The sequence below is a fragment of the Methylophilus sp. 42 genome (assembly GCF_000384155.1).
GTDB lineage: Bacteria > Pseudomonadota > Gammaproteobacteria > Burkholderiales > Methylophilaceae > Methylophilus.
In genome coordinates this window covers 834,534-855,019 of the sequence record NZ_KB913031.1, presented here as the reverse complement: position 1 = coordinate 855,019, position 20,486 = coordinate 834,534, and the positions used below count along the sequence as shown (strand labels likewise).

At 52.5% G+C, this 20,486-nt stretch carries 20 protein-coding genes; 1 reads left to right on the top strand and 19 read right to left on the bottom strand.

The features are described from left to right. Window positions 1-53: 53 nt before the first annotated feature. Window positions 54-953 (top strand): LysR family transcriptional regulator, encoded by a 900-nt coding sequence (locus MET42_RS0104115; RefSeq protein ID WP_019881535.1) that lies wholly within the window; start codon window positions 54-56, stop codon window positions 951-953. Window positions 954-976: 23 nt separating this feature from the next. Here MET42_RS0104115 and MET42_RS0104110 read toward each other — a convergent pair whose 3' ends face one another. From MET42_RS0104110 to MET42_RS0104020, 19 genes are all read right to left on the bottom strand, one after another. Further along, window positions 977-4,744, bottom strand: coding sequence for a TonB-dependent receptor domain-containing protein (locus MET42_RS0104110; protein WP_019881534.1), 3,768 nt, complete (start codon window positions 4,742-4,744; stop codon window positions 977-979). Between the two features lie 92 nt (window positions 4,745-4,836). After that, a complete protein-coding gene (locus MET42_RS0104105) occupies window positions 4,837-5,829 on the bottom strand; it encodes a FecR domain-containing protein (protein WP_019881533.1) in 993 nt (330 codons plus the stop codon). Continuing rightward, window positions 5,826-6,344 (bottom strand): RNA polymerase sigma factor, encoded by a 519-nt coding sequence (locus MET42_RS0104100; RefSeq protein WP_019881532.1) that lies wholly within the window; start codon window positions 6,342-6,344, stop codon window positions 5,826-5,828. The genes MET42_RS0104105 and MET42_RS0104100 overlap by 4 nt, the downstream gene beginning before the upstream one ends. Before the next feature lie 256 nt (window positions 6,345-6,600). After that, window positions 6,601-7,401: an energy transducer TonB gene (locus MET42_RS0104095; protein WP_019881531.1), complete on the bottom strand. Its 801-nt coding sequence runs from the start codon at window positions 7,399-7,401 to the stop codon at window positions 6,601-6,603. A 2-nt stretch (window positions 7,402-7,403) separates the two neighbouring features. Beyond that, a complete protein-coding gene (locus tag MET42_RS0104090; RefSeq protein ID WP_019881530.1) occupies window positions 7,404-7,817 on the bottom strand; it encodes a biopolymer transporter ExbD in 414 nt (137 codons plus the stop codon). 4 nt (window positions 7,818-7,821) lie between these two features. Next, entirely contained in the window at window positions 7,822-8,460 is a 639-nt protein-coding gene (locus MET42_RS0104085; protein WP_024929550.1) for a MotA/TolQ/ExbB proton channel family protein, read from the bottom strand. Between the two features lie 217 nt (window positions 8,461-8,677). Next, on the bottom strand, window positions 8,678-9,172 hold the full coding sequence (locus tag MET42_RS0104080) for a type II secretion system protein (protein ID WP_019881526.1): 495 nt from the start codon (window positions 9,170-9,172) through the stop codon (window positions 8,678-8,680). Further along, the gene (locus MET42_RS0104075; RefSeq protein WP_019881525.1) at window positions 9,159-9,545 is read right to left on the bottom strand and encodes a type II secretion system protein; all 387 of its coding nucleotides are present in this window, start codon (window positions 9,543-9,545) and stop codon (window positions 9,159-9,161) included. The genes MET42_RS0104080 and MET42_RS0104075 overlap by 14 nt, the downstream gene beginning before the upstream one ends. Then, on the bottom strand, window positions 9,535-10,017 hold the full coding sequence (locus tag MET42_RS0104070; RefSeq protein ID WP_019881524.1) for a prepilin-type N-terminal cleavage/methylation domain-containing protein: 483 nt from the start codon (window positions 10,015-10,017) through the stop codon (window positions 9,535-9,537). Before MET42_RS0104070 ends, MET42_RS0104075 begins: the two co-directional genes overlap by 11 nt. A 13-nt stretch (window positions 10,018-10,030) precedes the next feature. Continuing rightward, complete coding sequence (locus tag MET42_RS0104065) at window positions 10,031-11,992, bottom strand: hypothetical protein (RefSeq protein ID WP_019881523.1); 1,962 nt, start codon at window positions 11,990-11,992, stop codon at window positions 10,031-10,033. After that, the gene (locus tag MET42_RS0104060; protein WP_019881522.1) at window positions 11,989-12,474 is read right to left on the bottom strand and encodes a hypothetical protein; all 486 of its coding nucleotides are present in this window, start codon (window positions 12,472-12,474) and stop codon (window positions 11,989-11,991) included. The genes MET42_RS0104065 and MET42_RS0104060 overlap by 4 nt, the downstream gene beginning before the upstream one ends. After that, on the bottom strand, window positions 12,471-13,019 hold the full coding sequence (locus MET42_RS0104055) for a hypothetical protein (protein ID WP_232411299.1): 549 nt from the start codon (window positions 13,017-13,019) through the stop codon (window positions 12,471-12,473). Before MET42_RS0104055 ends, MET42_RS0104060 begins: the two co-directional genes overlap by 4 nt. Next, a complete protein-coding gene (locus MET42_RS0104050) occupies window positions 13,007-13,522 on the bottom strand; it encodes a hypothetical protein (RefSeq protein ID WP_019881520.1) in 516 nt (171 codons plus the stop codon). The genes MET42_RS0104055 and MET42_RS0104050 overlap by 13 nt, the downstream gene beginning before the upstream one ends. After that, window positions 13,522-14,424, bottom strand: coding sequence for a hypothetical protein (locus MET42_RS0104045; protein WP_019881519.1), 903 nt, complete (start codon window positions 14,422-14,424; stop codon window positions 13,522-13,524). Before MET42_RS0104045 ends, MET42_RS0104050 begins: the two co-directional genes overlap by 1 nt. Next, entirely contained in the window at window positions 14,405-16,102 is a 1,698-nt protein-coding gene (locus MET42_RS0104040) for a GspE/PulE family protein (protein WP_019881518.1), read from the bottom strand. Before MET42_RS0104040 ends, MET42_RS0104045 begins: the two co-directional genes overlap by 20 nt. Window positions 16,103-16,115: 13 nt before the next feature. After that, window positions 16,116-17,306, bottom strand: a complete 1,191-nt coding sequence (locus tag MET42_RS0104035; protein WP_019881517.1) for a type II secretion system F family protein — start codon at window positions 17,304-17,306, stop codon at window positions 16,116-16,118. A gap of 19 nt (window positions 17,307-17,325) precedes the next feature. Further along, window positions 17,326-17,751 carry a type II secretion system major pseudopilin GspG gene (gene gspG, locus MET42_RS0104030; RefSeq protein ID WP_019881516.1) on the bottom strand — a complete coding sequence of 142 codons (426 nt, stop codon included), beginning with the start codon at window positions 17,749-17,751 and terminating at the stop codon, window positions 17,326-17,328. A gap of 25 nt (window positions 17,752-17,776) precedes the next feature. Next, window positions 17,777-19,147 (bottom strand): TolC family outer membrane protein, encoded by a 1,371-nt coding sequence (locus MET42_RS0104025; RefSeq protein ID WP_019881515.1) that lies wholly within the window; start codon window positions 19,145-19,147, stop codon window positions 17,777-17,779. Next, window positions 19,147-20,484 carry an HlyD family type I secretion periplasmic adaptor subunit gene (locus MET42_RS0104020; protein WP_019881514.1) on the bottom strand — a complete coding sequence of 446 codons (1,338 nt, stop codon included), beginning with the start codon at window positions 20,482-20,484 and terminating at the stop codon, window positions 19,147-19,149. Before MET42_RS0104020 ends, MET42_RS0104025 begins: the two co-directional genes overlap by 1 nt. Between the last annotated feature and the right edge of the window lie 2 nt (window positions 20,485-20,486).

Genomic DNA, 20,486 nt, shown 5'->3' with positions numbered 1-20,486 from the left:
GCATGAAGTGATTATACTGTTCATAATTAATGAACAATTGAAAGCAGACTGCCATGCTGGACAGCACCGAAAGCCTGAAGCGTTTTATGCGCGTTGCCGAACTCGGCAGCTTTACCAAAGCGGCAGATAGTCTGGGACTGCCCAAAGCCAGCATCTCACTGGCGGTGCAGCAACTGGAAAGTAAACTGCAAACGCAGTTGTTCCACCGTACCACACGCAAAGTGCAACTGACGCCGGACGGCCAGTTGTTTTATGAAAAAAGCAAAGATGTCTTGAGTGAGATCGAAGAATTAGAAACTTTGTTCATCAGCGATGATAGCCAAATCTCAGGTGTCGTCAGGGTCAACCTGTCACAACCGATGGCGCGGCACCTGCTTATTCCGGCCCTACCTGCATTCTTGCGGCGCTACCCCAACCTCAACATAGAAGTCAGCAGCGAAGACCGAAAAGTGGATTTAGTCAGCGAAGGTTACGACTGCGTGGTGAGAACCGGTGAGGTCGAAGAGTCCGGCATGATGATGCGCAAAATAGGCGAAATGCAGCAAAGCAATTTCGTCAGCCCTGGCTACCTCGCCCAATATGGCACGCCCAAAAGCATAGACGATTTACAGCAGTATTATTTGATTCACTACCAAACCAGCAGCAACAAACGGTTTGATGCGTTTGAATATCAGCTAGAGGGCGAATTACATCGTATCAAAATGCCCAGCCGTATCTGCGTCAACAATACCGACGCCTACCGCGCCGCCTGCGTGGCGGGACTCGGCATCATGCAAGCGCCTAAGTTAGGCGCCATGGAAATGCTTAATAGTGGCCTGTTAGTCGAAATCCTACCGGCCTGGACCGCACCCAGCATGGCCGTTTCCATGCTGTTCCCGCATCGTCGCAATTTGTCTAAGCGCGTGCGGATTTTCATGGATTGGCTGAGTGACGTCATTCAAAACGAGGTATAAGCAAACCACTGCTACATCTGATATTAAAAATCATAGCGCACATTAAGCCATGCCGCACGCGGGGCGCCCGGGGCAAGAAAAGTAGACGCCAACCAATCGTTACTATTGTAATTAAACCCACCTGGGCCAATGGCACCATTAATACTGGGGGAGAATGGATTAACTCCCAAACGTCCTGCTGTGTAATATTCACGGTCAAAAAGATTATTAATCAATAAGGTAGCGGTTAGTTGGTTTGTGAGTTTATAACTCGAACTGAAATTAAAGACAGCATAACCTGGCACCATCCCCGCGAAACGATAATTCGGCCTTGTCGCCAGACCCGCTCCACAACTACTGTTGCCATAAGAAATCCCATCAATCACAGTAGGCACTCCGCCTTGGGCAGCTGAACACCCATATACCTCACTAGGCATACCAGCACGATGCTTATTGTTCTCATTGCCTCGTACATAGCTTTCTGAGTGCAAAACCGCAGTTAACCCCACAGTCCATTGCGGGGTTAGATCATAGGTGACCGTTGCATTCAGGTTATGCAATGGAATACCCGGAATACGATTACCCGGAGTCACTGCAATATTCTGATAGCCATTGCTGACGAAGGTACCCGCACCGTTATAACTTTGAATCACATTGCCCGCGCTGCTGTTATTAGGGCTCGCCATTTGAAAGCGATCCTGAAATGTTGCATCGGTTAAAGCGTAGTTTAGTTTAAAACCGGTTTTACCCCATTTTCCTTGCAAGCCCATTTCAAGCCCCCTTCTGCGAGTATCTCCAATATTTTGAAAAAAACTGCGCTCAGGCCTGAATGACACAAAATAAATATCGTCTGTTAAATCAGTCTGATAAATACTCGCATTCCACTGGATATCACTCGTGAGAAAACCACGTGCGCCGACTTCTATGGTTTCTGACCTGACTTGTTTTAAATAAGGATCCCCTGACAACGTAGTCGGCAAACTGCAGAATCTGTTCTCGACCAAAGACCGTGGGCCAAAAGCCGGATTACCTTGTGAATCGACGCCAACTCGCACAGGAGTGTCATCATATGCACAACCCAACTCAATAACAGTTGGCGTTCTGGCCCCCTTGCTCCAGTTGGCATAAATATTCAAATTCTCATCTGCCTGCCAAGTCGCCCCGAGCGAGGGATTAAAAGAATAATAGCTAAATTTCTCGGTCTCCCCTGGCCCAATGGCACCTGCCTGCTGGGCTAATTCAAATGAAAATGGGCGATAACCAGTTCCACACTCTTCTGTTTCATACTCAATCGCCCCATTACCATTTAAATCCCTACATACCACTAATGGATCATAAAAGTTCTTGAATTGTGATGCCCCGGCCAAGCCGAGAATATTACTAATTGCCAGCTCGTTTTTAACTTTCGTTTGATTGTAGCGGCCAGAGGCAGTAAAAGCCCATTGTTTTGTCGGCGTCCAGGTTTCGCTAAAATAGAGACTTTTCGTCGTACTGGTACCTGCAAAATCATTTAGGCCCAGCTTTTGTGTTGAAGCAGCGAATTCATAGCCCACTTTGCTCGGGTCCAAAATAACATTACGCCTGTCTCCAAATACACCAAGTAATTGACCACTGCTGTAATCAGCATTCGCAGAGTCCATAGACATACCAACCATCAATTTGTGCTTCTCGGTATTCCAGTTTAATTGGAGTGACCCACCATCGGTGAGTTGATTAATTTCAGTCTCCGTTACCAGGGCGACCGGCGTGCCCTCTATATACCCTTTTTTACAATCAGGGAAGATTTGTATAATTTGCGCTTCACAATCCGCGCCATCTCGCATGTACGGAATTCCCGTCACGGGGTCTCTTACGAGCAGCCCCATAGGAGAACCAAGCCCTCGACTCACGCCTGAAAACGCAGCTAAAATAAAGTCTCCTTTTGCATCACGATTTTTATCAAGCACAATAAATGATCCAGTACCAATAAAACCATTACTGTCCTTAAATGTGGCATTCCAGTCAGAGTAGCTAAACGCTAAGCCCTGATTACGCAACTTTAACTCCAACGCCTGTTGTGCAAGTGACCCTGGAATAGCATTTGCAATAGCCAACGCCGCCTGATAATAGTCGCTGTTAAAGTCTGGCTGAGCGGATAACGGTAGAGAATTGAATGCCCAGTTTGGCGTTGTAGTCGTAGATCCATCCGGGTTTGTGACGGCAATGGTTGATTGCGAAACATTAGGATTGGTAAATACAAATGCGGTATTTGGATTGGACCCTATCGCGGGACGACTGGCGTCATAGGCTGGGTTATCAGTGACCGGGGAGTCAAAGATAGGATTACCATCCTGATCAGTACCTATTTGAGTGAGAGGCCCAAAAAGGTATTGTGGATCACCATCCGCATCGGCTGGTAACTGGACGAGGTTTCCAAACCCATCGAAGGCATCGACCGTTGCTATGTTATTGATATATGTTTGAGACAGATCCAGATCTGCCAGACCATCATTATTTAAATCCTGTGCAAAGTAACCAGGCTTTTCACCGGCGGCGGGCCTACGCGTCGCACTGCCGCCGAAGTCTTGGTTCACATCACCAGTACTGGAAAAACGACGACTTTTTCGGTGATAGACCTGAGCGGTAATGTTAAAAGTGTCTGACACATCCCATAGGGCATTTAATTGAAACTGCTGGAGCCGGTTACTGGTTTCATCAGGACTAGTAAAAATGCTAGAGCGATCTTGCTCAACCATTTCTGATGGCAATAAACCGTTACCGGTAAGCTTATTACTGGCATAGAGCATATTCAGCCCCAGTTGCAATGACTCACCACGCCACTCCAACTTGCTAAACACCTGATTTACTTTACTTGGAGAGTTATCACGCCAACCATCCTCTTTAAAGATATTGGCAGCCACAAATCCTGCGACTACGCCATTATTGCCGCCCACAGACCCTTGAAATTGATTGCGCTTAAAAGAGCCTCCCAAATACTCAAGTGACCCTTCTTTCGAGTCAAAACCACTTTTAGTCTTCATACTGAGCGCACCACCTAAAGTACCCAACCCAAATAGTGGATTAGACCCAGGAAAAATATCCAGACTACCTAATGCATTGAGCGGAAGCATGTCCCAATTAACAACATCGCCAAAAGGCTCATTGACTCGGACACCATCCAGAAAAACTGAAAGCCCTTGCGCAGTACCTAATTGCGGGGAGGCGGTAAAACCTCGATAAGTGACATCCATCTGGAATGGATTACCCTGGTAATCATTGACATTGACCGACTGCAATTTAGTATTCAATAAATCAGCAATACTTACGGCATGCGCATCCCTAATCTCTTTTGCTGTCAGTGACTGGACGTTGCCAGGGATCTCCTCTTTCGTTAGCGCTAAACCTCGCATGGGGCCGACCTCATACATACGCTGCGCCCTCACTTGCACAGCATCCAGTTCCAAGCTGTCTGACCTTACTGGCATAAGTCGTTTTTCTATCGTCAAATGTTGCTGAATTATTTTACCTTCTAAACCTGACCCTTCCAGCAATCGTTTAATCGCCTCTTTGCGTGTCATGCGGCCTTTGACGGCAGGGGATTTCTTATCGACAATAAGGGCACTATCGACTGTGAGTGAAAGATTGCTTTGGATAGCAAACTGGCGCAGCGCAGCCGCGAGTGGCTGGGCTGGCATATCCATATTCAAGGGGATGGCAAAACTCTCTTCTTGCTCCCCGGGTAGGGCAGTGTTGAGCTCTGCATAAAGTGCGGTAGGCGTACTCAGGCCAATCAATGCGGCCAGGGCGGCTGTTTTAATCGTTATGGTGTGCATGGTGCATCCGTCGGTTACAGGTCTTGTTAAAGGGGTAACCGACGAAGGGGAGAAATGCCTGATATGCGGCAGCTAAAAAGAAATGTAAAGAATTACCTGTTTGGCTCGATCACTAATGCATCATCTGTGCGTTTGAGCATTACCGGCACCGATTGTGGCAGGGTTTGGATAAAGCTTTCAACCTCAGCGACTTTAAGGACAGCATTCACCTTAGGCGTTTGGTTACCGAAAAAGACGGCTTTGACGGTAGGGTTACGGTAGCGCGACAAGGTATCGGCGACTTCGAACATATCAGCACGGTCAAACACGATGCGGCCACTGCTAAAACTGAAACTGTCGTCAGCATTGCGATTGACCTTATGCGGCGAGGCCATTTGCTCAATCTCGGCCACTTCGCCATTGTGTAGAATCAATGCAGGTTCGCGGCCATCCGCGCGCGCGACTTGTACGCGGCCGTGGTCGACACTGATGCGGACTTTGTTGCTAAGCTGGTTAACGGCAAATCGGGTGCCAAGCACCGTGACTTTGGCTTGCTGCGTTTCAACCACAAATGGACGTTTCGGATCTTTGGTGACTTCAAAAATCGCTTCGCCACGCGTCAGTTTGACCAGGCGCTGATGACGGTAAAACACGATTTCCATCGCACTGTTGGCATTGGCAGTCACCACCGAGCCATCGTCCAATGTACGTTTGACCATTTGCGCCACAGCCGTGGTCTGCACCTCGCTGGATAAAGGTGATGCCTGCCATTGCTGGTATTGGCTGCGTCCTAAAAAGCCCAGCCCCAGGCAAAGCAACATCACGGCCAGGCCAGAGCCCAGTTTGGTAACTTTTTTACGGCGGGTGTTTTGTTCGAAATACTGTGTCTGCAAGAGTGCATTAGAAAGCGCTTGCAATCGCTCGGTAGAACTAAAGTCGTCCATGGTGGACTCGATCATTTGATAGGCGGCACTGTGCCTGCGATCTGACAGCAACCACACTTCAAACATGGTGCGCTCAGGCGCATCCGGCGCAGCTTCACGCATACGCATATACCAGCGTGCAGCGGTTTGCCTGATCATCTCCTCGTGCTTGCGATGTATCATGCTTGCATCATCAGTTCACGCGCACTGCTCAAATCCACAATCGCGCGCATGACATGGCGCTCGACCATGTTTTTGCTAATGCCGAGCGCGGCAGCAATCTCGGTTTGCGTATGCCCTTCCACGCGATACATCCAGAATACCTGACGGCAACGCGGCGGTAACTGCTCTAATATCTGCTGAATCATTTGCAGCCGCTGTTTGATGTCACTGAGCTGTTCGACAGATAAGGTTGGCGCATCCAGCCATTCACGATTAAGCCCAACTTCAGCCTCAAGGGAGACGAAACGCTGCGCGTGGTGATAACTATCCACAATCAGGTTTTTGGCGATGCTGCGCATATAGGCATGCGGCTCTGTGCCTTTATTGACGCTACCAGAGACGGTATAACGGATCAGTGCATCATGCAGGATATCTTTGGCCATGTGCGGGCAAGCGACTTTAAAGCGGATGTAGCCGAGCAGGTCGGTATACGCCCACTGCAGATTAATGCCACACCAAACCATCGCTTTATCCATGCCTTGTCATTTGCAAATTGTATGCCACACCACTGAGCCCGCATTTACTTGTCTTGCAGCCAGTTCACCGTAAAAATTGGCAGTTTTCAGCCACCAGCCTGGTTGAAAACAACCAGTTGATATACACAAAAAAATCCCCTGCGCTTGCCGGAGGAAAGTTGGCAAACTGCAGGGGTTAGGAGAACAGGTGCAACCATTTTGGGAAAGTGAGGGATTTACTTTCTGATCACACCTGACTACAAGAAATCAATGACGATTACTCCAGTTTAAATGCCACCGGAATGGTGATTCTGAACGTCTTTTTTTTCAGGCTATCTTTCACGCCCAGCTGTGCAATCGCTTTTTTCACCATGCGCATAGCCTCTTCATCCAATGGCACATGCTTGCTGCTATCCGCCAGTGACACATTGACCAACTCGCCACGCACAAACTGGGCGACCACCGTGGCCTCACCTTCTAGATGGCGGCGAATAGCGATGGCGGGATATTGTTTGCTTTTACTGACCAGCGCGCGTAATTGTTCGCCATAATCGCCCCAGGCATCAGAGTCACTAGCGCTCAACTCGTCGGACTCGGTGTTAGCCTGCGTGCTCGGCGCAGACGCGCTGGGTTTTGCATCTTTTGCAGCAGAGTCATTCGCCGCATGCTGGGCGCTTTCTGCACTCACACTGGGTGCCGCAGGCGCTGGGCTCACAGCTGCAGGTTCCACTTTCGTCGGCGCCGCTTGCTCTGGCACACGATAATCGGCCTCATGATTGCTCGGGGCAGCCAATATCTGTTTAGGCGTTTCTACCGGCGTTTGCGGTTTCACCACTGGCGTTGGCGTCGCTTTGGGCGGCTCAACCGGCGTGGCCGTTTCCGTCACTTGCTGCACACGCGGTGGCAAAGCTTTGATTGAGAAAAACTCAATTTCCAATTTTTCCGGCATCTCAGGCAACTGAATCCGGCTTAAGCTGGGATACACCGCCACCACCAGCGCATGCAAGCCCAGCGATACAATCACTGCGCGCCATAACTGCGAATAATTCGGCTGCTCTGGATAAATCAGGCTGCTCATGCCTATTTCCCGGCCTCTGGCGACATCACAAAGCTAAACTTGCTGATACCCGCACGCTGAATGGCCGCCAATACTTTGGCCACCACGCCATATTGCGCATGTTCATCAGCATAAATCTCCACCGCCGGATCATGGCTTTTTTTGAGCACACCCAACTCTGTCGTCAACACCTCCACCGCCAGTCGCTGTTGGTCGAGAAACACATCACCTGCATCGGTGACACTGATATGTGCTGTTTTGGGCACCGTGATGGCTACCTCGGCACTGGCCTGCGGTAACTTTACCTTCACCGCATTCATGAGCAAAGGTGCGGTGACAATAAATACCGTGAGCAATACCAGCATCACATCCACCAGCGGCGTCACATTGATTTCACTCACCAGTTCTTCGTTTTCACTGTCCCCTAAAATCGCCATGTTATTACCCTTCCGCGCCTGACTGCGTCAGCAAAGACTGAAAGCGGCTGGCGACTTGCTCCATATCGGCTCTATGCACTTTTTGCTTGCGCATAAAGTAGTTGTACGCCAATACCGCAGGCACCGCTGTCGCAATACCAATCGCCGTCGCAATCAGCGCCTCGCCGATCGGCCCGGCTACCACATCCAGCCCGGCAGAACCGGTCGCCGTGATGGTACGCAACGCATTCATAATGCCCCACACCGTGCCAAACAAGCCGATAAACGGCGCGGTAGAGCCTATGCTGGCCAGCACCGCCACACCGCCATCCATGCGCTTTTGCTCCAGGTAGGCCTGTTGTTTGAGCGAGAGTAAAATAACCTCCTGACGCTCGTTTCTGCGCAACACTGAGTTCGCCATCACCTCGTTCATCGCACGCATGCCCGCATCACACAAACGCGCAAAGCTGCTATTACTGTTAGCAATAATCTTGGGCAATTCGTAAATAGTTTTTACTTGTTGCCACTCGGATAGAAAATTGTTCGATGCACTACGGGACTTGTACCAGGCCCAGCTTTTAATGATGATGATGGACCACACCAGCACAGACAGCACGCCCAGTAAGTACAACACGAGATCAACAATATCAGGCACCAAATCCACAGCGAGCTCCATTATCAAAATACATACGAGAAAATAATCTGGATGCTTGTTGCGCTCACAATATTAAAAACGCAAACCAGGAAAAACCCCCGCCAATATCGGGAATTTCTCACATTTACATCCCTTCATATGTTTAATCGCTGGGCGAGGCAAAAGCCTGATGTCATTAACACAACTTTACATTAAGGATAGTCAGGGCAACGATGTACACCGTGCTTTACACACCACCAGTATTCACCGCCACGGTTTGCGGCAAATAAACGAAGTACCATTCACCGTAATAACGCTTGTCATTCAAATGTTGTAATTCACCACGATAGCCTTTGGTTTTAAATGGCGCTTTATCAGACAAGCTGTAAATCCCCATGATGCCGCCACTGGGGGCCATGACGAGACCCCAGCCTTCGCGTTGCGTGATGGGGTCAAGATAGGCTTTGCGCAGATGACGGCGCGCAGTCGGGAAGCGTGTATCTTCTTGCAGAGCCTCCAAAGTCGGTGGGAAGATTTTCACTACGCCTGGCGTCTGGTTGTAATAACGGCCGATGGCATCGCGATAGGCCAGGCCCACCTTGATCAGTTCCTGCTCTCTTTCACGCAGCACCTGAGTTTGCCAGCGCATGCTGGCTTGCACCATGACCAGGCCACTGAGCATAATCAGCATAAACATGCCAATCAGCACAAAGCCGGTGGTGGACGCCTTACCACAGCGCATAGGGCGTACCATCTGCGGCCACCAGCGCAGAACCGCTATGCACATCAAAGACACTACCCTGCTCGTCAATATTGGGCGGCAAGGTAATCACCCAGGTATCCATACGTTCGGTGATCGGATCAGGCGGGATGGCTTTCAGGTATTGGCGCTCGACCAATTCATCCAGTGTTTCCGGATAACGGTTTTTATCGCTGTAAAACTTATCAATCGCGTCGCGCATGGTGAGCAAGTCATGACGCAAACTGGTCTCTTTCGAGCGCTGCAACATATGCATGAATTTTGGCGTCACAATAGTTAGCAACATGGCCAGAATCGCCAGCACCACCAGCATTTCAATTAGGGTAAACCCACGTTTCATGGCTTTACCACTCACTGTAAGGTTGCTGGTTAATGCCCATGGCAGGCGAACGCGAAGAGACGTCATACACATCCTGCGCCATGTCATCGAGCCCACCGTCATAGGCACGGATACGCCACGTGCCCGCATTGCTTTGTTCGGTATCCGCCGCAAACGGGTCACGCGGGATGCGCCTTAAAAAAAACAGTTTTTTCTTTTTGGGATCCTGCGCATTCTCTACCCCGGTCACCAGGATGGCCAGATTGGCCGGATATCCACTGCCATCGGCCGTTTTTTTAATCAGGCCCTGGTCAACGGCATCCTTGTAGGCATCCAGCGCATCGCGGATTTGCCACAAGGCGCGCTTGAGTTCACGTTCTTTTTCGCGCTTGCTATTGAGCTGCAGCACCGGACTGGCCGAGGTCACCAGTAACGCCAGCAAAGCCAGCGTTACCAATAGCTCAACCAGGGTAAATCCATAATGCTTGCGAGAAGAAAGAGATAACATCAATTGGCTGGCCTCAAGGCTGTACGGCGCCGGTGTCACTGCTATTCATCATCTGGCTGGCAAAACCGCTGTCATTACGCACATTGCCGCTCTGCGTCGATTGTGGTGTCACCGCTGGCGCTGATGGCGTCGGCTCCATCGCCTGCACCGCGCGCGCGCCGCCAGCCCCCACCGGATTTGCTGTAGCGGCAATGCCGGAAGGAATCAGGCTATAGACCGAACTGGCCGGGCTCAGGTTATGCATGATGCGCGGTGTAATCAGCAATACAATTTCATTTTTACGCTTGTCTTCATTATTACTGCTAAAAAACTTGCCAATCAGCGGCAAATTGCCCAGGCCTGGCACTTTGCGCCGCGTCTTCTGCTCGTCGTCACGGAATAATCCGGCCAGAATCTGCGTTTCGTTATTGCGCAACTGCAAGGTGGTATTCGCATTGCGGCTACCAATGGTATACGCCAGCACCCCAGAACTGGTGGTGACCTGGTCGGTGATATTACTCACCTCCATGCCGACTTTGATACTGACCTGGTCTTGCATCTGGATCACCGGCTCGACATCGAGCTTGATACCGACCTCAATATAATTCACATTCTGGCTGACAAAACCCTGCGCACTGGCGACGCTGGTCAGCACCGGGATTTTATCGCCGACATGAATCTTGGCGCGGTCACGGTTCTTGACCCGGATTTTGGGGCTGGCCAGCAAATTGGTATCGGTATCCTGATGCAGCAGGTTGAGTACAATGGCGGGATCATTGATCGAAAACACACCGAGACCGCCATTAAAATTGCGCAACTCGGTCAGCGTCAGTTTGCCTGCCTGCGGCAGGGTGCCACTGGTACTGCCCGCGGCATTGCCCTGCACGCCAACACCAATCTGGCTGGGATACTGGATACCGAGGTTTTCCAGGTTACGGCGGTTGATTTCCATCACCTCAACTTCGAGCATGACTTCGGGTTCATTGAGGTCCTGCGAGGCAATCAGCTTCTCGGCGACTTTAATGCGGTCCATGGTGTCGCGCATCACCAGCGTATTGAGCTTTTCATCAATATAGACATCGCTGGCACGCAACACGGTTTTCATCATATTGAGCGCACGTTTGGCGTCCATATGCGTCAGGTAAAAACTGCGCACAAATAATTCTTCATACTGCGCCGCGCGTGCTTGCGGATAAATTAGCAAGGTATTGCTGTTGAGCACTTTCTTGCCTAATTGATGGCTGGTGAGAATCACGTCCAGCGCCTGCTCTATCGGCGTATCACGCAGCAACACATTCACGCGTATGCCTTCGTTGAGTTCCTGGTCAAACGAGAAATTCAAATCTCCGGCCTTGCCTAGATATTCGAAAGCATTTTTAATCGGCGCATTTTTAAGCTCCAGCGTGACTTTCTTCCTCAACGAAGACTGCAAGGGTCGCACCACACTGGTCCGTTCGTTTTTCTTTTGCTCTAACTGCTCGAACAACTGCCGCGCTGCGGAATGCGCTGGCTGCTCGGCCAGGATACTGCGCAAGCCAAACTCGGCACCAGCCAAATCCTCAGCCTCAATCGCTACCTTCACCTGTTCCAGTTGTATCGAATGCTGACGCGCCAGTTGTACTTTTTGCATGCCGTCACTGGCAGCACGGTTGTTGGGTGCAAGCTGTAACACTTGCTGGTAACCCTCACTCGCCGCATCATATTGTTGGGTGAGCAATAAACTATCCGCTTGCTGCAATTGCTTTTGCAGTTTCTTTTCCTGCAACAGGGTCAGCCAGTTTTTATATTGCGGTTGGCGCGGATGCGCGTCCACCAAGGGCTGCAACAGTTGAATCGCTTCGTCATCTTGGCCACGCGCCGCATAGATTCTGGCCTGCTCCAGCGTGGCATCACCGTTTTGTTGTGCGGGTAATAGGTTGCTACAACTGGCTAATAACAGCGGGCAGCCCAACAACCAGGCCCAATGACTATACGTTTGATTCACTTGCTTGTTCAAAATACCACCCCGTTATCCAGCCTGATTTCAAAGCGCTCGGCCGCATGTTGCAGCACGATTTTTTGTTGGTCGAGCAGACTCACCTGCCACCCATCGGCAAAATGGTCGCCTGCATGTACTACATATTGTTGCTGGCCATCGGTTAAAAACACGGTCCAGCGCCCGCCTTCCTGCAACCGCCCAGCATAGGTATAAGGATTCACCGCCTCAGGCGCCACAGGCACCGCGGTGTCGACTGCCGACATTTCCAACGCGGCAAACAGGTTAATCGCGCTATCATCGGCGCTTGCAATCATGCTGGCAGGCGCTGAGACGCTTTGCGGTGAGGCCGTGTGAGGCAAAGGCAAGGCCTGCGCCAAGCTCACTCGACGCTGAGGGGCTTGTTTCACAGCGGCAACCAGTGGCTGCTCGGCTTGCTCTACCCACCAGCATGCCAACAAGGTGCAAGCCAGTGCCACCCATACTATTCCACGCCTCATCATGTTTGGCCTCGCTTACGCGTGTACAAACTAAACTCCACATAGGCCTCGAGGTCTGGCTTTAACACATCACTGCGCTGCAATTTGAACTGGCTTAAGGCCAGGCTGGGATAGGTCTGTAACACCTGCTGCAAAAAATGCCGCACCTGCAAATAATCCCCTTTGAGTGGCAACTTGATGCGCTGTACCTGCAAACTCGAATGCTCAACGGCTAAAGACTGAAATTCTGCGCGCTCAAACAACATGCCCATGGCATCTGCCGTCGCCAGTATCTCAGCACTGATACGGTCAGCTTCGTCTTCACTGGGCCAGCTTTGCAGCACATTCACGACGTGAGGCCTGGCCTCAGTGACAGGCAATGTCCGCTTGGTGGATGCAGGTAATTGTTGCAATACATGTTGCAAGGTATGACCGCGCCACCAGGCATGCGCCACCAGCCCAGAGAGCAAAACGACGACTAACAGCATGACTGCCAGCCAGCGATGTGCCCGCAGCGTTTGCTGGCAGACAAAGCACACACGTTGCATAAAGTGACTTAGAACTGCCATCCGGCCTCCACATGCAAGGTCGTCATGCGCAAACCGTTCACCTCGGTCGCTTCGCTGGCCTTAAGCTTCACATCCACCAAAGCAGACTGTTTTTTCAGCCGCTCTACCAGCGCCCAGCCTTGCTGGCGCTGTTGTGCCAGCACCGTCATGCGTATCTGTTTACGCTTGGCATCCGGGGAGAGTTGCAGCCAGTACAAGTGGGCTTGCTGGGCATGTTCAAGATCACTCAACAAAGCTAACCACGGCGTGACTATCTGTGACTGCGCCTCGGCCATATCAGCCGCCAAGGCCTGATTCACGACGGGCGGTTTATTGACGGCCTGCTGATTGGCAGTCAAGGCTAATTGGCGCGTTTGCCATTGCTGCTGCAGGGCGATATTTTCCTGGGCAAGCTGATGATAAACAGCGGCCAGCCATACCAGGCTAGTGAGTAAGATCAGGCCAATCACCGTGGCCGCAGGCCCAGGCAAGCGACCGGGCGCATGATTTAAGCGCACGTGCATTAAGCCACCCTTCTTTCGGCTACCTGCAGAGACGGCTTACCCAACCCGTGGGAAGACTGCACATTCACCACCTGAAACGGCTGCATGGACTGTGACGTAGCGCCGCCAGACTCTGCCTGTGACAAAAAGATTGGCAAAGCTGCCCGTTCGGGATGTATGACCTGCTCGCGCGACAATAACTGCATCAAGGTCAGTCGCCATTGCGCATCAACAGGTAGCTGGCGAATCTGTAGCCAGTCCCCCTGCATCAGGCATGCCACCGTTAAGTGGCTGGACTCGCGGCAGACAACCCAACCATTGGCCGAAAAGCCTTGCTGGCGCATGGTATATAAAGCCTGGTTGGCTGCCAGCGTCCACGCCGGGGTGATGATGCCGGGCGGCAAGCGATGCTTGGCCAGCGCAACCTGTAGTTTCTCCAGTAGTGCGGCAGGCAGTGCATTCAGCAAGGTATGCTGGCCATAAGTACCCGGCTGCGCCCGAATTTGCCAATCTTGTCCATCGCTGGTAAAGGCCTGCTGCAAGCCGTGGAGGTAATAAGCCGCTTTATCCGCCTGGCTGCGCACCTCAGCCTGCCACGGCAATGCCAGCCAGCGCGCATACTGGTTGGAAAGCACCACGACCACATGCCAACGCTGGCCCGCTAAGGGTGCCAAGACGTCATGCAAGGTCTGCCACAAAGCCTCTGGCGGTAATATATCCTGCGTGCTGCCCGGCAAAGTATGACGTTGATGGCTGATCATCTGCGGACGCCTACCCGGCAACCACGCGCGTTGAAACTGGAATACTTCTAGCGCATCACAAGTAATGACCAGGCGCAATTCCGGCGCAGTCAGCGCCTGCCACCAGCGACGGCTGTCGGCCACGCGGCAATCTACACCGGGATCAGGAAAGCGCTGTAACACGGTTAATCTCCTGCAAAGTCGTTTCGCCCGTAGCCACCAGCGCCAACCCGGCGTCGCGCATGGCACGTGTACCGGTTGTGGCAGCTAATGCCTTAATCTGGCTGATAGGTGCTTTAGAGACAATGAGTTCGCGCATACGGTCGTCAAACAGCAACAGTTCGGCAATGCCTTTGCGGCCCTTGTAGCCGCTGCCATGGCACTGGCCACAGCCTTGGCCTTTTTTAAACTGGTAGTGTTGGGTCGTTTCTACACTCAGGCCAGACTTCACTAGCAATGCGGAGTCTGGCATATCATCCACTTTGCAAAACGGGCAGATGACGCGTACCAGCCGCTGCGCCAGGATCACGTTGACTGCCGACACAAAACTATAGGCGTCGACGCCCATATTGGTGAAACGGCCGATCACGTCAAATACGTTATTGGCGTGCACGGTGGTGAGCACCAAATGCCCGGTCAGCGCCGACTGCACGGCAATTTGTGCGGTTTCTCCATCACGGATTTCACCCACCATGATTTTGTCGGGGTCGTGGCGCAAAATAGAGCGCAGGCCGCGCGCAAACGTCAGGCCTTTTTTCTCATTGACCGGGATTTGCAGCACGCCAGGCAGTTGATATTCGACCGGGTCTTCAATAGTGATAATTTTGTCCTGGCCCTGGTTGATCTCGGAAATCATGCCGTAGAGGGTAGTGGTTTTGCCGCTACCGGTGGGCCCGGTCACCAGCAACATGCCATAAGGCGCTTCGGCCTGCGCCCGGATTTGCGCCAATAAAGCGGGCGCGAACCCCAGCACTTCGAGGCTGATGCCTTGCGCCTCACTCAGCGCTTTACGATCCAGCACGCGTAGCACGGCATCCTCACCCACCACACTGGGCATGATAGAGACACGCAAGTCTATTTCTCGGCCCAAAGCATGTACTTTGCAGCGGCCATCTTGCGGAATACGTCGCTCGGCAATATCCAGTTCAGACATGACCTTGATACGCGACACTGCCTGCTCGGCCTGCATGACGCCACTGAGGCCACCTGCCTCTGTCAGCACGCCATCGATGCGGTATTTGACACGCAAGCCTTGCAGGGTAGATTCAAGGTGAATATCACTGGCCCCGGCTTTGAGGGCATCGTATAAGGTCGAGCGTACAAAGCGCACCACCGGGCTGCTGTCTTCGCTGATGGACTTCAGCGACAACTCTTCTACCGGCGTTTCCTCTTCGTTGCTGATGCTGTCACTGGCATGTACCTGATCCATCGCGCGCATTTGCGTTTCATGAAATTGCAGGCAAGCGGCGATATCGTTACGATGCGCCAGGCACCACTGTACCGGCACGCGCACCATGCTCTGCAAGCGTAATTGCAGTGGCTCGTCAAACGGGTCAGCCAGTACCAGATACAGCGACTGGTCGGATTTTTGCATCAATACCGCATGCAAAGTACTGGCATCATTAAAGCGCAACAGGTCAAACATGGGCTGCATGGCGTGCAAATCGAGTGCGGTCAGCGTCGGGTAATGCATGCATTGCCCAAGTGCCAGCACAAACACATCTGGCGTCAGGCCAGACAGCTCCTCCAACACCTCCATGAGTGGGCGGCCGGTTTGCTGGGACAACTGGCGCGCCTGTGGCAATAACCCGGCATCTAATGGGGGGACATGCCCAGTTAGCGGTAAATCCTGCATATTCATGCGATGGCATTCCTCATTCTATGGCGCCCGCCAGTTCAAAAATCGGCATATACATCAACACCACCACCAAACCTACAATCAAGCCGATCAGCACCATCAGTGCGGGCTCCAATAACTTGCTCAGCCACTCCACGCGGCGTGCCGTTTCTTCGTCGTAAAACACGCCTATACGTCCCAGCATCTCATCGAGCTGCCCACTACGCTCACCCACGCGTAGCATACGGTTGGCAATGGAGGTCGTCAGGCCATGCGACTCCATGGCACCTGACAAGGCCTTGCCTTCACGCACCTCGGTAATCACCCGCTGCAAGGCCAGTTGCAACTCTTGCGGCAACAAAGATTGCACCATGCCCAGTGCCGTCAGCAAGGGAATTCCTCCCTGTAACAGCATCCCCAGCGTGCGGTAAAAACGCGCCAGCTGGTAAATGCGCAAAGCCTCACCCAAGCTGGGGATTTGCCACACGCGTTGCATCAACCAGGCCTTGCTGGCCGGGCGTGAAAACACCAGCCACAGCGATGCCGCCATAGCCAGGGTTGCCAATAGCACCCACTCGCCATGCCCTTGCAACAATTGCCCCCAGCGCAACAGCATTTGGCTGGCCCAGGGCAAATTGTCACCGCCACTTTCATAAATCGTGCTGAAGCGCGGCACTACATAACCGAGCAAAAACAGCACCACCAGGCCACCGACGACAATCAGTAATACCGGGTAGATTGAGGCCGCAATAATTTTCTTGCGGATCGCCTCTACCTGCGTCTGGTAAGCCACATGCCGCCGCAATGCCTGCACCATATCGCCCGTACGTTCACTGGCCCGAATCAGCGCGATATATAACTGGCTGAATACCGAAGGCTGCAAGGCCAGTGCCTGAGACAAGGGCAAGCCTTCAAACAGGCTGGTGCGTAATTGGGTTAACACGGCACGTGCGTGGTCTTGTTGCTCCTTCTCAGCCAAGCCCTCAATGGCTTCAATCAGGCTCAGTCCGGATTCAAGCAGTGTCAGCAACTCCTGGCTAAACAGGCTGAGATTAAAGGTATGCGTTTTGAGCGGCCATTGCGGCCAACCTGACACCCGCGCAGACCGTACCTGCAACACACCATAGCCTTGTGCCTGCGCCTGTAGCAGCGCAGCCTGGCGATCCGTGGCATCCAGCGATAACCAACTCACCTGCGCCCCCTGCAACACTTTTAATTCAAACTTCATGATGGCTGACGTTTAAGCGCTACCAGTTACCGACATCGCTATCAGCATCCTGGCCACCAGCGGCACCATCACTGCCCAGCGTCCACACATCGTAATCACCATGCTCGCCGGGATAACGGTACAGATACTGCCTCCCCCACGGGTCGGCGGGTACACCTTTGGCCAGGTATGGGCCTTGCCATTTGGTCTCGCCATCCGGCTGGCGATTGAGTGCCGCCAGGCCTTGCTCAGTCGCAGGATAATGACCAGTATCCAGCCGATAGGTATCCAGCGCGCGCGATAATGCCTCAATTTGTGCCTTGGCCGTTTTGGTTTCTGATTTACCAATCTGGGCAAAATACTTGGGGCCGACATAGCCCGCCAACAGACCGATAATGACCATCACTACCAACAGTTCCAACAAGGTAAACCCACGTTGCTTGCTGTACACACCCACTGATTTCATATGCATTTCCACCTTTAAACGATGCCTATTTTTTCGTAACAAACAACTGGCTGACGCGGTTAAGTGCCTCCAACGTCAATACACCACTACTAAACTGCAAATTGACCCAGTCACTGATCAGGCTGTAATAAGCTTTGGTCAAAGATAACTGGTTGGTAAACAGCTTTTGCTGGGCATCCAGCACTTCATGATTAGTTTTGAATCCGGCCAGGAAGCCTTTTTGCGTGCCGTCCAAGGCAATGCTGGCCGACTGCACGGCTTGTTGGTAGGCACTGATCGATTGCTGCTGCGCCTGCAGGCTCTGGTAATACTTGCGTACATTGAACTCGATCTCGCGCGACTTGGCTGTCATGCTTTCTTCACTGGCGGTCAACCGGCTGGCGCTCTGGCGCACATTGGCATTGACATAACCGCCCGCAAACAAGGGCACATTCATCTGCAAGGCAATAGTGGTGGTATCAAAACGTGAGCCCAGTGTATTGTTACTGTCGTTCTGGCTATATGAGCGCACACCAACCAGATCCAGCGTCGGATAATGTCCGGCCTGTTTCTTTTCAATGTCTTTTTTGGCAACTTCTACGTTCTGGTAGGCCGCAGCCAATTCCGGATGATGTTGCCGCGCCAATGCCAGCCAGCTGTCCAAAGACTGCGTCGTGGGATTCAAGCCGCCAAGGCCATCTACCATCAATGCCGCTGACAAACCCTGTGGCGCCCCTGTGAGAATCTGCAAGCTCTGCTGGCTGGAAAGTAAATCGTTACTGGCCTGAATATGCTCAACCTTGGCCACATCCAGGTTAGACTGCGCCTCACTCACCTCGACGACCGTGCCGCTGCCACGCGCATAACGCTGATCAGCCTGACGCAGTTGCTGCCCCACCGCATCCAGCTTGCGTTGCTGCACACTGACCCGGTCTTGTGCATACAAGGTTTCCAGATAGACGGAAACCAATTTGAGAATCAGCTTGGCATTTTCCTGCTCCAGCAATGACTCCTGCGCACTGACATAAGACTTGGCACCGCCATAAATCGCCATGGTCTCGCGGTTAAACAAGGGCTGTTTGACCGAAAGACTGTAATTCTCCAGCGAATAATCGAGTTCCGTATTAACCGCCCCCAGCGTGGTTTGCGTGGTGCGGTCGGTATTACCACGGCCTTTACTCAGGCCTAATTGCACCTTGGGATAAAACAGGGCGCGTGCCTTGGTCAGCTCCTCACGTTCGGCTTCAGTATTCGCCAGTGCCGCACGGTAATCGGCGTTATTTGTCACCGCCAGTTGATACAAGCCATTCAGGTCTTCTTGCGCCTGTATTTGTTGTGCCTGTATAAGCGTGAGTGCGCAACACAAGCCAGACAAAACAATCGCCAGTGGCTGCCAATAGAAGAGACCAACACGCATTATTCTTCCTTCATGGATGCAGCCAGGCGTTTGCTGAGTGGGTGCATCAGGTAATTCCACAGCGTACGCTCACCGGTTTTAATCACCACCTGCACCGGCATACCGGGTTGTAACTGACGGCCTTGCAAGGCGTGCATGCCTTTGTCTGTCAGCATCACACGTGCCAGGTAATAGCTTTGGCTGCCTTCCACCGTCGCCGCCGGTTTACTCAACAAATCTTTAGAGACCGACTTCAACTGCCCTTCTGCCAGTAGTTGCGGACTATTGGCAAAAGTAGAGAATCGGATATCAGCGGCCTGCCCCACATGGATCTTGTCGATCAGATGCGGCGGAATCTGTGCATCCACAATCAATGCCTCGCCGGAAGGCACAATATCCATCAACTTCTGCCCGGGCTGGATCACCGCGCCAACCGTGTGTACCTGCAACCCCACCACCTGACCGGCGGCGGGTGAGCGAATCTCGGTGCGCCCCAATTCTTGGCGCAGCGCCAGCACTTTTTGCGCATCGGCCTCCACCTGCAATTTCACCTGCGCCATGTCGGCATCAATCTCTTTTTGTTCGGTCTGGTTGCGCTGATTAATCTGCTGCTGCAACTCAAGAATGGCGCGCTGGGCGCGCGTGATATTGGCCTGGGTATTGGCGCGATCGCCATACAAAGCCGCCACGCGCTGCTCAAGGTCATTTTGCTGGTTACGCGGCGCATACCCTTCTGCGGTCAAGGCGCGTACGCCCTGCAACTGCTCCTCAAGCAACCGAAGCTGCGCTTCATGGCTGGATAACACGCCACGGTAGCCTTCAATCAAAGCGTGGTAGCCAGCAATCGATTCCTTTTTACCTGCGATATCCGCCGCCAGTGCCGAGGTTCTCGCGAACAATAACTGACTCTGGTTACGCATCTGTTGTTGTATCAACGGATCTTGCTGCTCCCGCGTCAAGTCCGGGTGAAAATCAATCACGGCACGGTGGCTTTGCTCCGCACGTAAACGATCCTCCTGCGCACGCAGCCCGGCATAACGCTGCCAGACTTCTTCATAACGCGCCTTGCTGGCTTGTGCATCTAGCTTGAACAGCACATCGCCCGCGTGTACCTCCTGCCCTTCATGCACCTGCAAGGCACTGACCATGCCGCCGGTTAAATGCTGCACGACCTTGTGATTGGTTTCTACACTGATGATGCCTTCGGTAGGGACACCCTCATCCAGCGGTGCAAACACCGCCCACAGTACAAACCCCACCAGGCCGCACAACAGAATGGCAGCCCCTTTGCGCGTCTGGCTAACACTTTGCGCATAAGACTCGATGGCGTGCACATTGTCAGAAATAACAGGATTCATGG

Bases quoted from the DNA above. Each gene is read 5' to 3' on its own strand.
- MET42_RS0104050 (WP_019881520.1), bottom strand. From the start codon at position 13,522: ATGCACGTGCGCTTAAATCATGCGCCCGGTCGCTTGCCTGGGCCTGCG.
- MET42_RS0104060 (WP_019881522.1), bottom strand. From the start codon at position 12,474: ATGATGAGGCGTGGAATAGTATGGGTGGCACTGGCTTGCACCTTGTTG.
- MET42_RS0104110 (WP_019881534.1), bottom strand. From the start codon at position 4,744: ATGCACACCATAACGATTAAAACAGCCGCCCTGGCCGCATTGATTGGC.
- MET42_RS0104040 (WP_019881518.1), bottom strand. From the start codon at position 16,102: ATGAATATGCAGGATTTACCGCTAACTGGGCATGTCCCCCCATTAGAT.
- MET42_RS0104025 (WP_019881515.1), bottom strand. From the start codon at position 19,147: ATGCGTGTTGGTCTCTTCTATTGGCAGCCACTGGCGATTGTTTTGTCT.
- MET42_RS0104080 (WP_019881526.1), bottom strand. From the start codon at position 9,172: ATGCGCTGTGGTAAGGCGTCCACCACCGGCTTTGTGCTGATTGGCATG.
- MET42_RS0104105 (WP_019881533.1), bottom strand. From the start codon at position 5,829: ATGATACATCGCAAGCACGAGGAGATGATCAGGCAAACCGCTGCACGC.
- MET42_RS0104100 (WP_019881532.1), bottom strand. From the start codon at position 6,344: ATGGATAAAGCGATGGTTTGGTGTGGCATTAATCTGCAGTGGGCGTAT.
- MET42_RS0104055 (WP_232411299.1), bottom strand. From the start codon at position 13,019: ATGGCAGTTCTAAGTCACTTTATGCAACGTGTGTGCTTTGTCTGCCAG.
- MET42_RS0104090 (WP_019881530.1), bottom strand. From the start codon at position 7,817: ATGGCGATTTTAGGGGACAGTGAAAACGAAGAACTGGTGAGTGAAATC.
- MET42_RS0104115 (WP_019881535.1), top strand. From the start codon at position 54: ATGCTGGACAGCACCGAAAGCCTGAAGCGTTTTATGCGCGTTGCCGAA.
- MET42_RS0104095 (WP_019881531.1), bottom strand. From the start codon at position 7,401: ATGAGCAGCCTGATTTATCCAGAGCAGCCGAATTATTCGCAGTTATGG.
- MET42_RS0104020 (WP_019881514.1), bottom strand. From the start codon at position 20,484: ATGAATCCTGTTATTTCTGACAATGTGCACGCCATCGAGTCTTATGCG.
- gspG (WP_019881516.1), bottom strand. From the start codon at position 17,751: ATGAAATCAGTGGGTGTGTACAGCAAGCAACGTGGGTTTACCTTGTTG.
- MET42_RS0104070 (WP_019881524.1), bottom strand. From the start codon at position 10,017: ATGTTATCTCTTTCTTCTCGCAAGCATTATGGATTTACCCTGGTTGAG.
- MET42_RS0104035 (WP_019881517.1), bottom strand. From the start codon at position 17,306: ATGAAGTTTGAATTAAAAGTGTTGCAGGGGGCGCAGGTGAGTTGGTTA.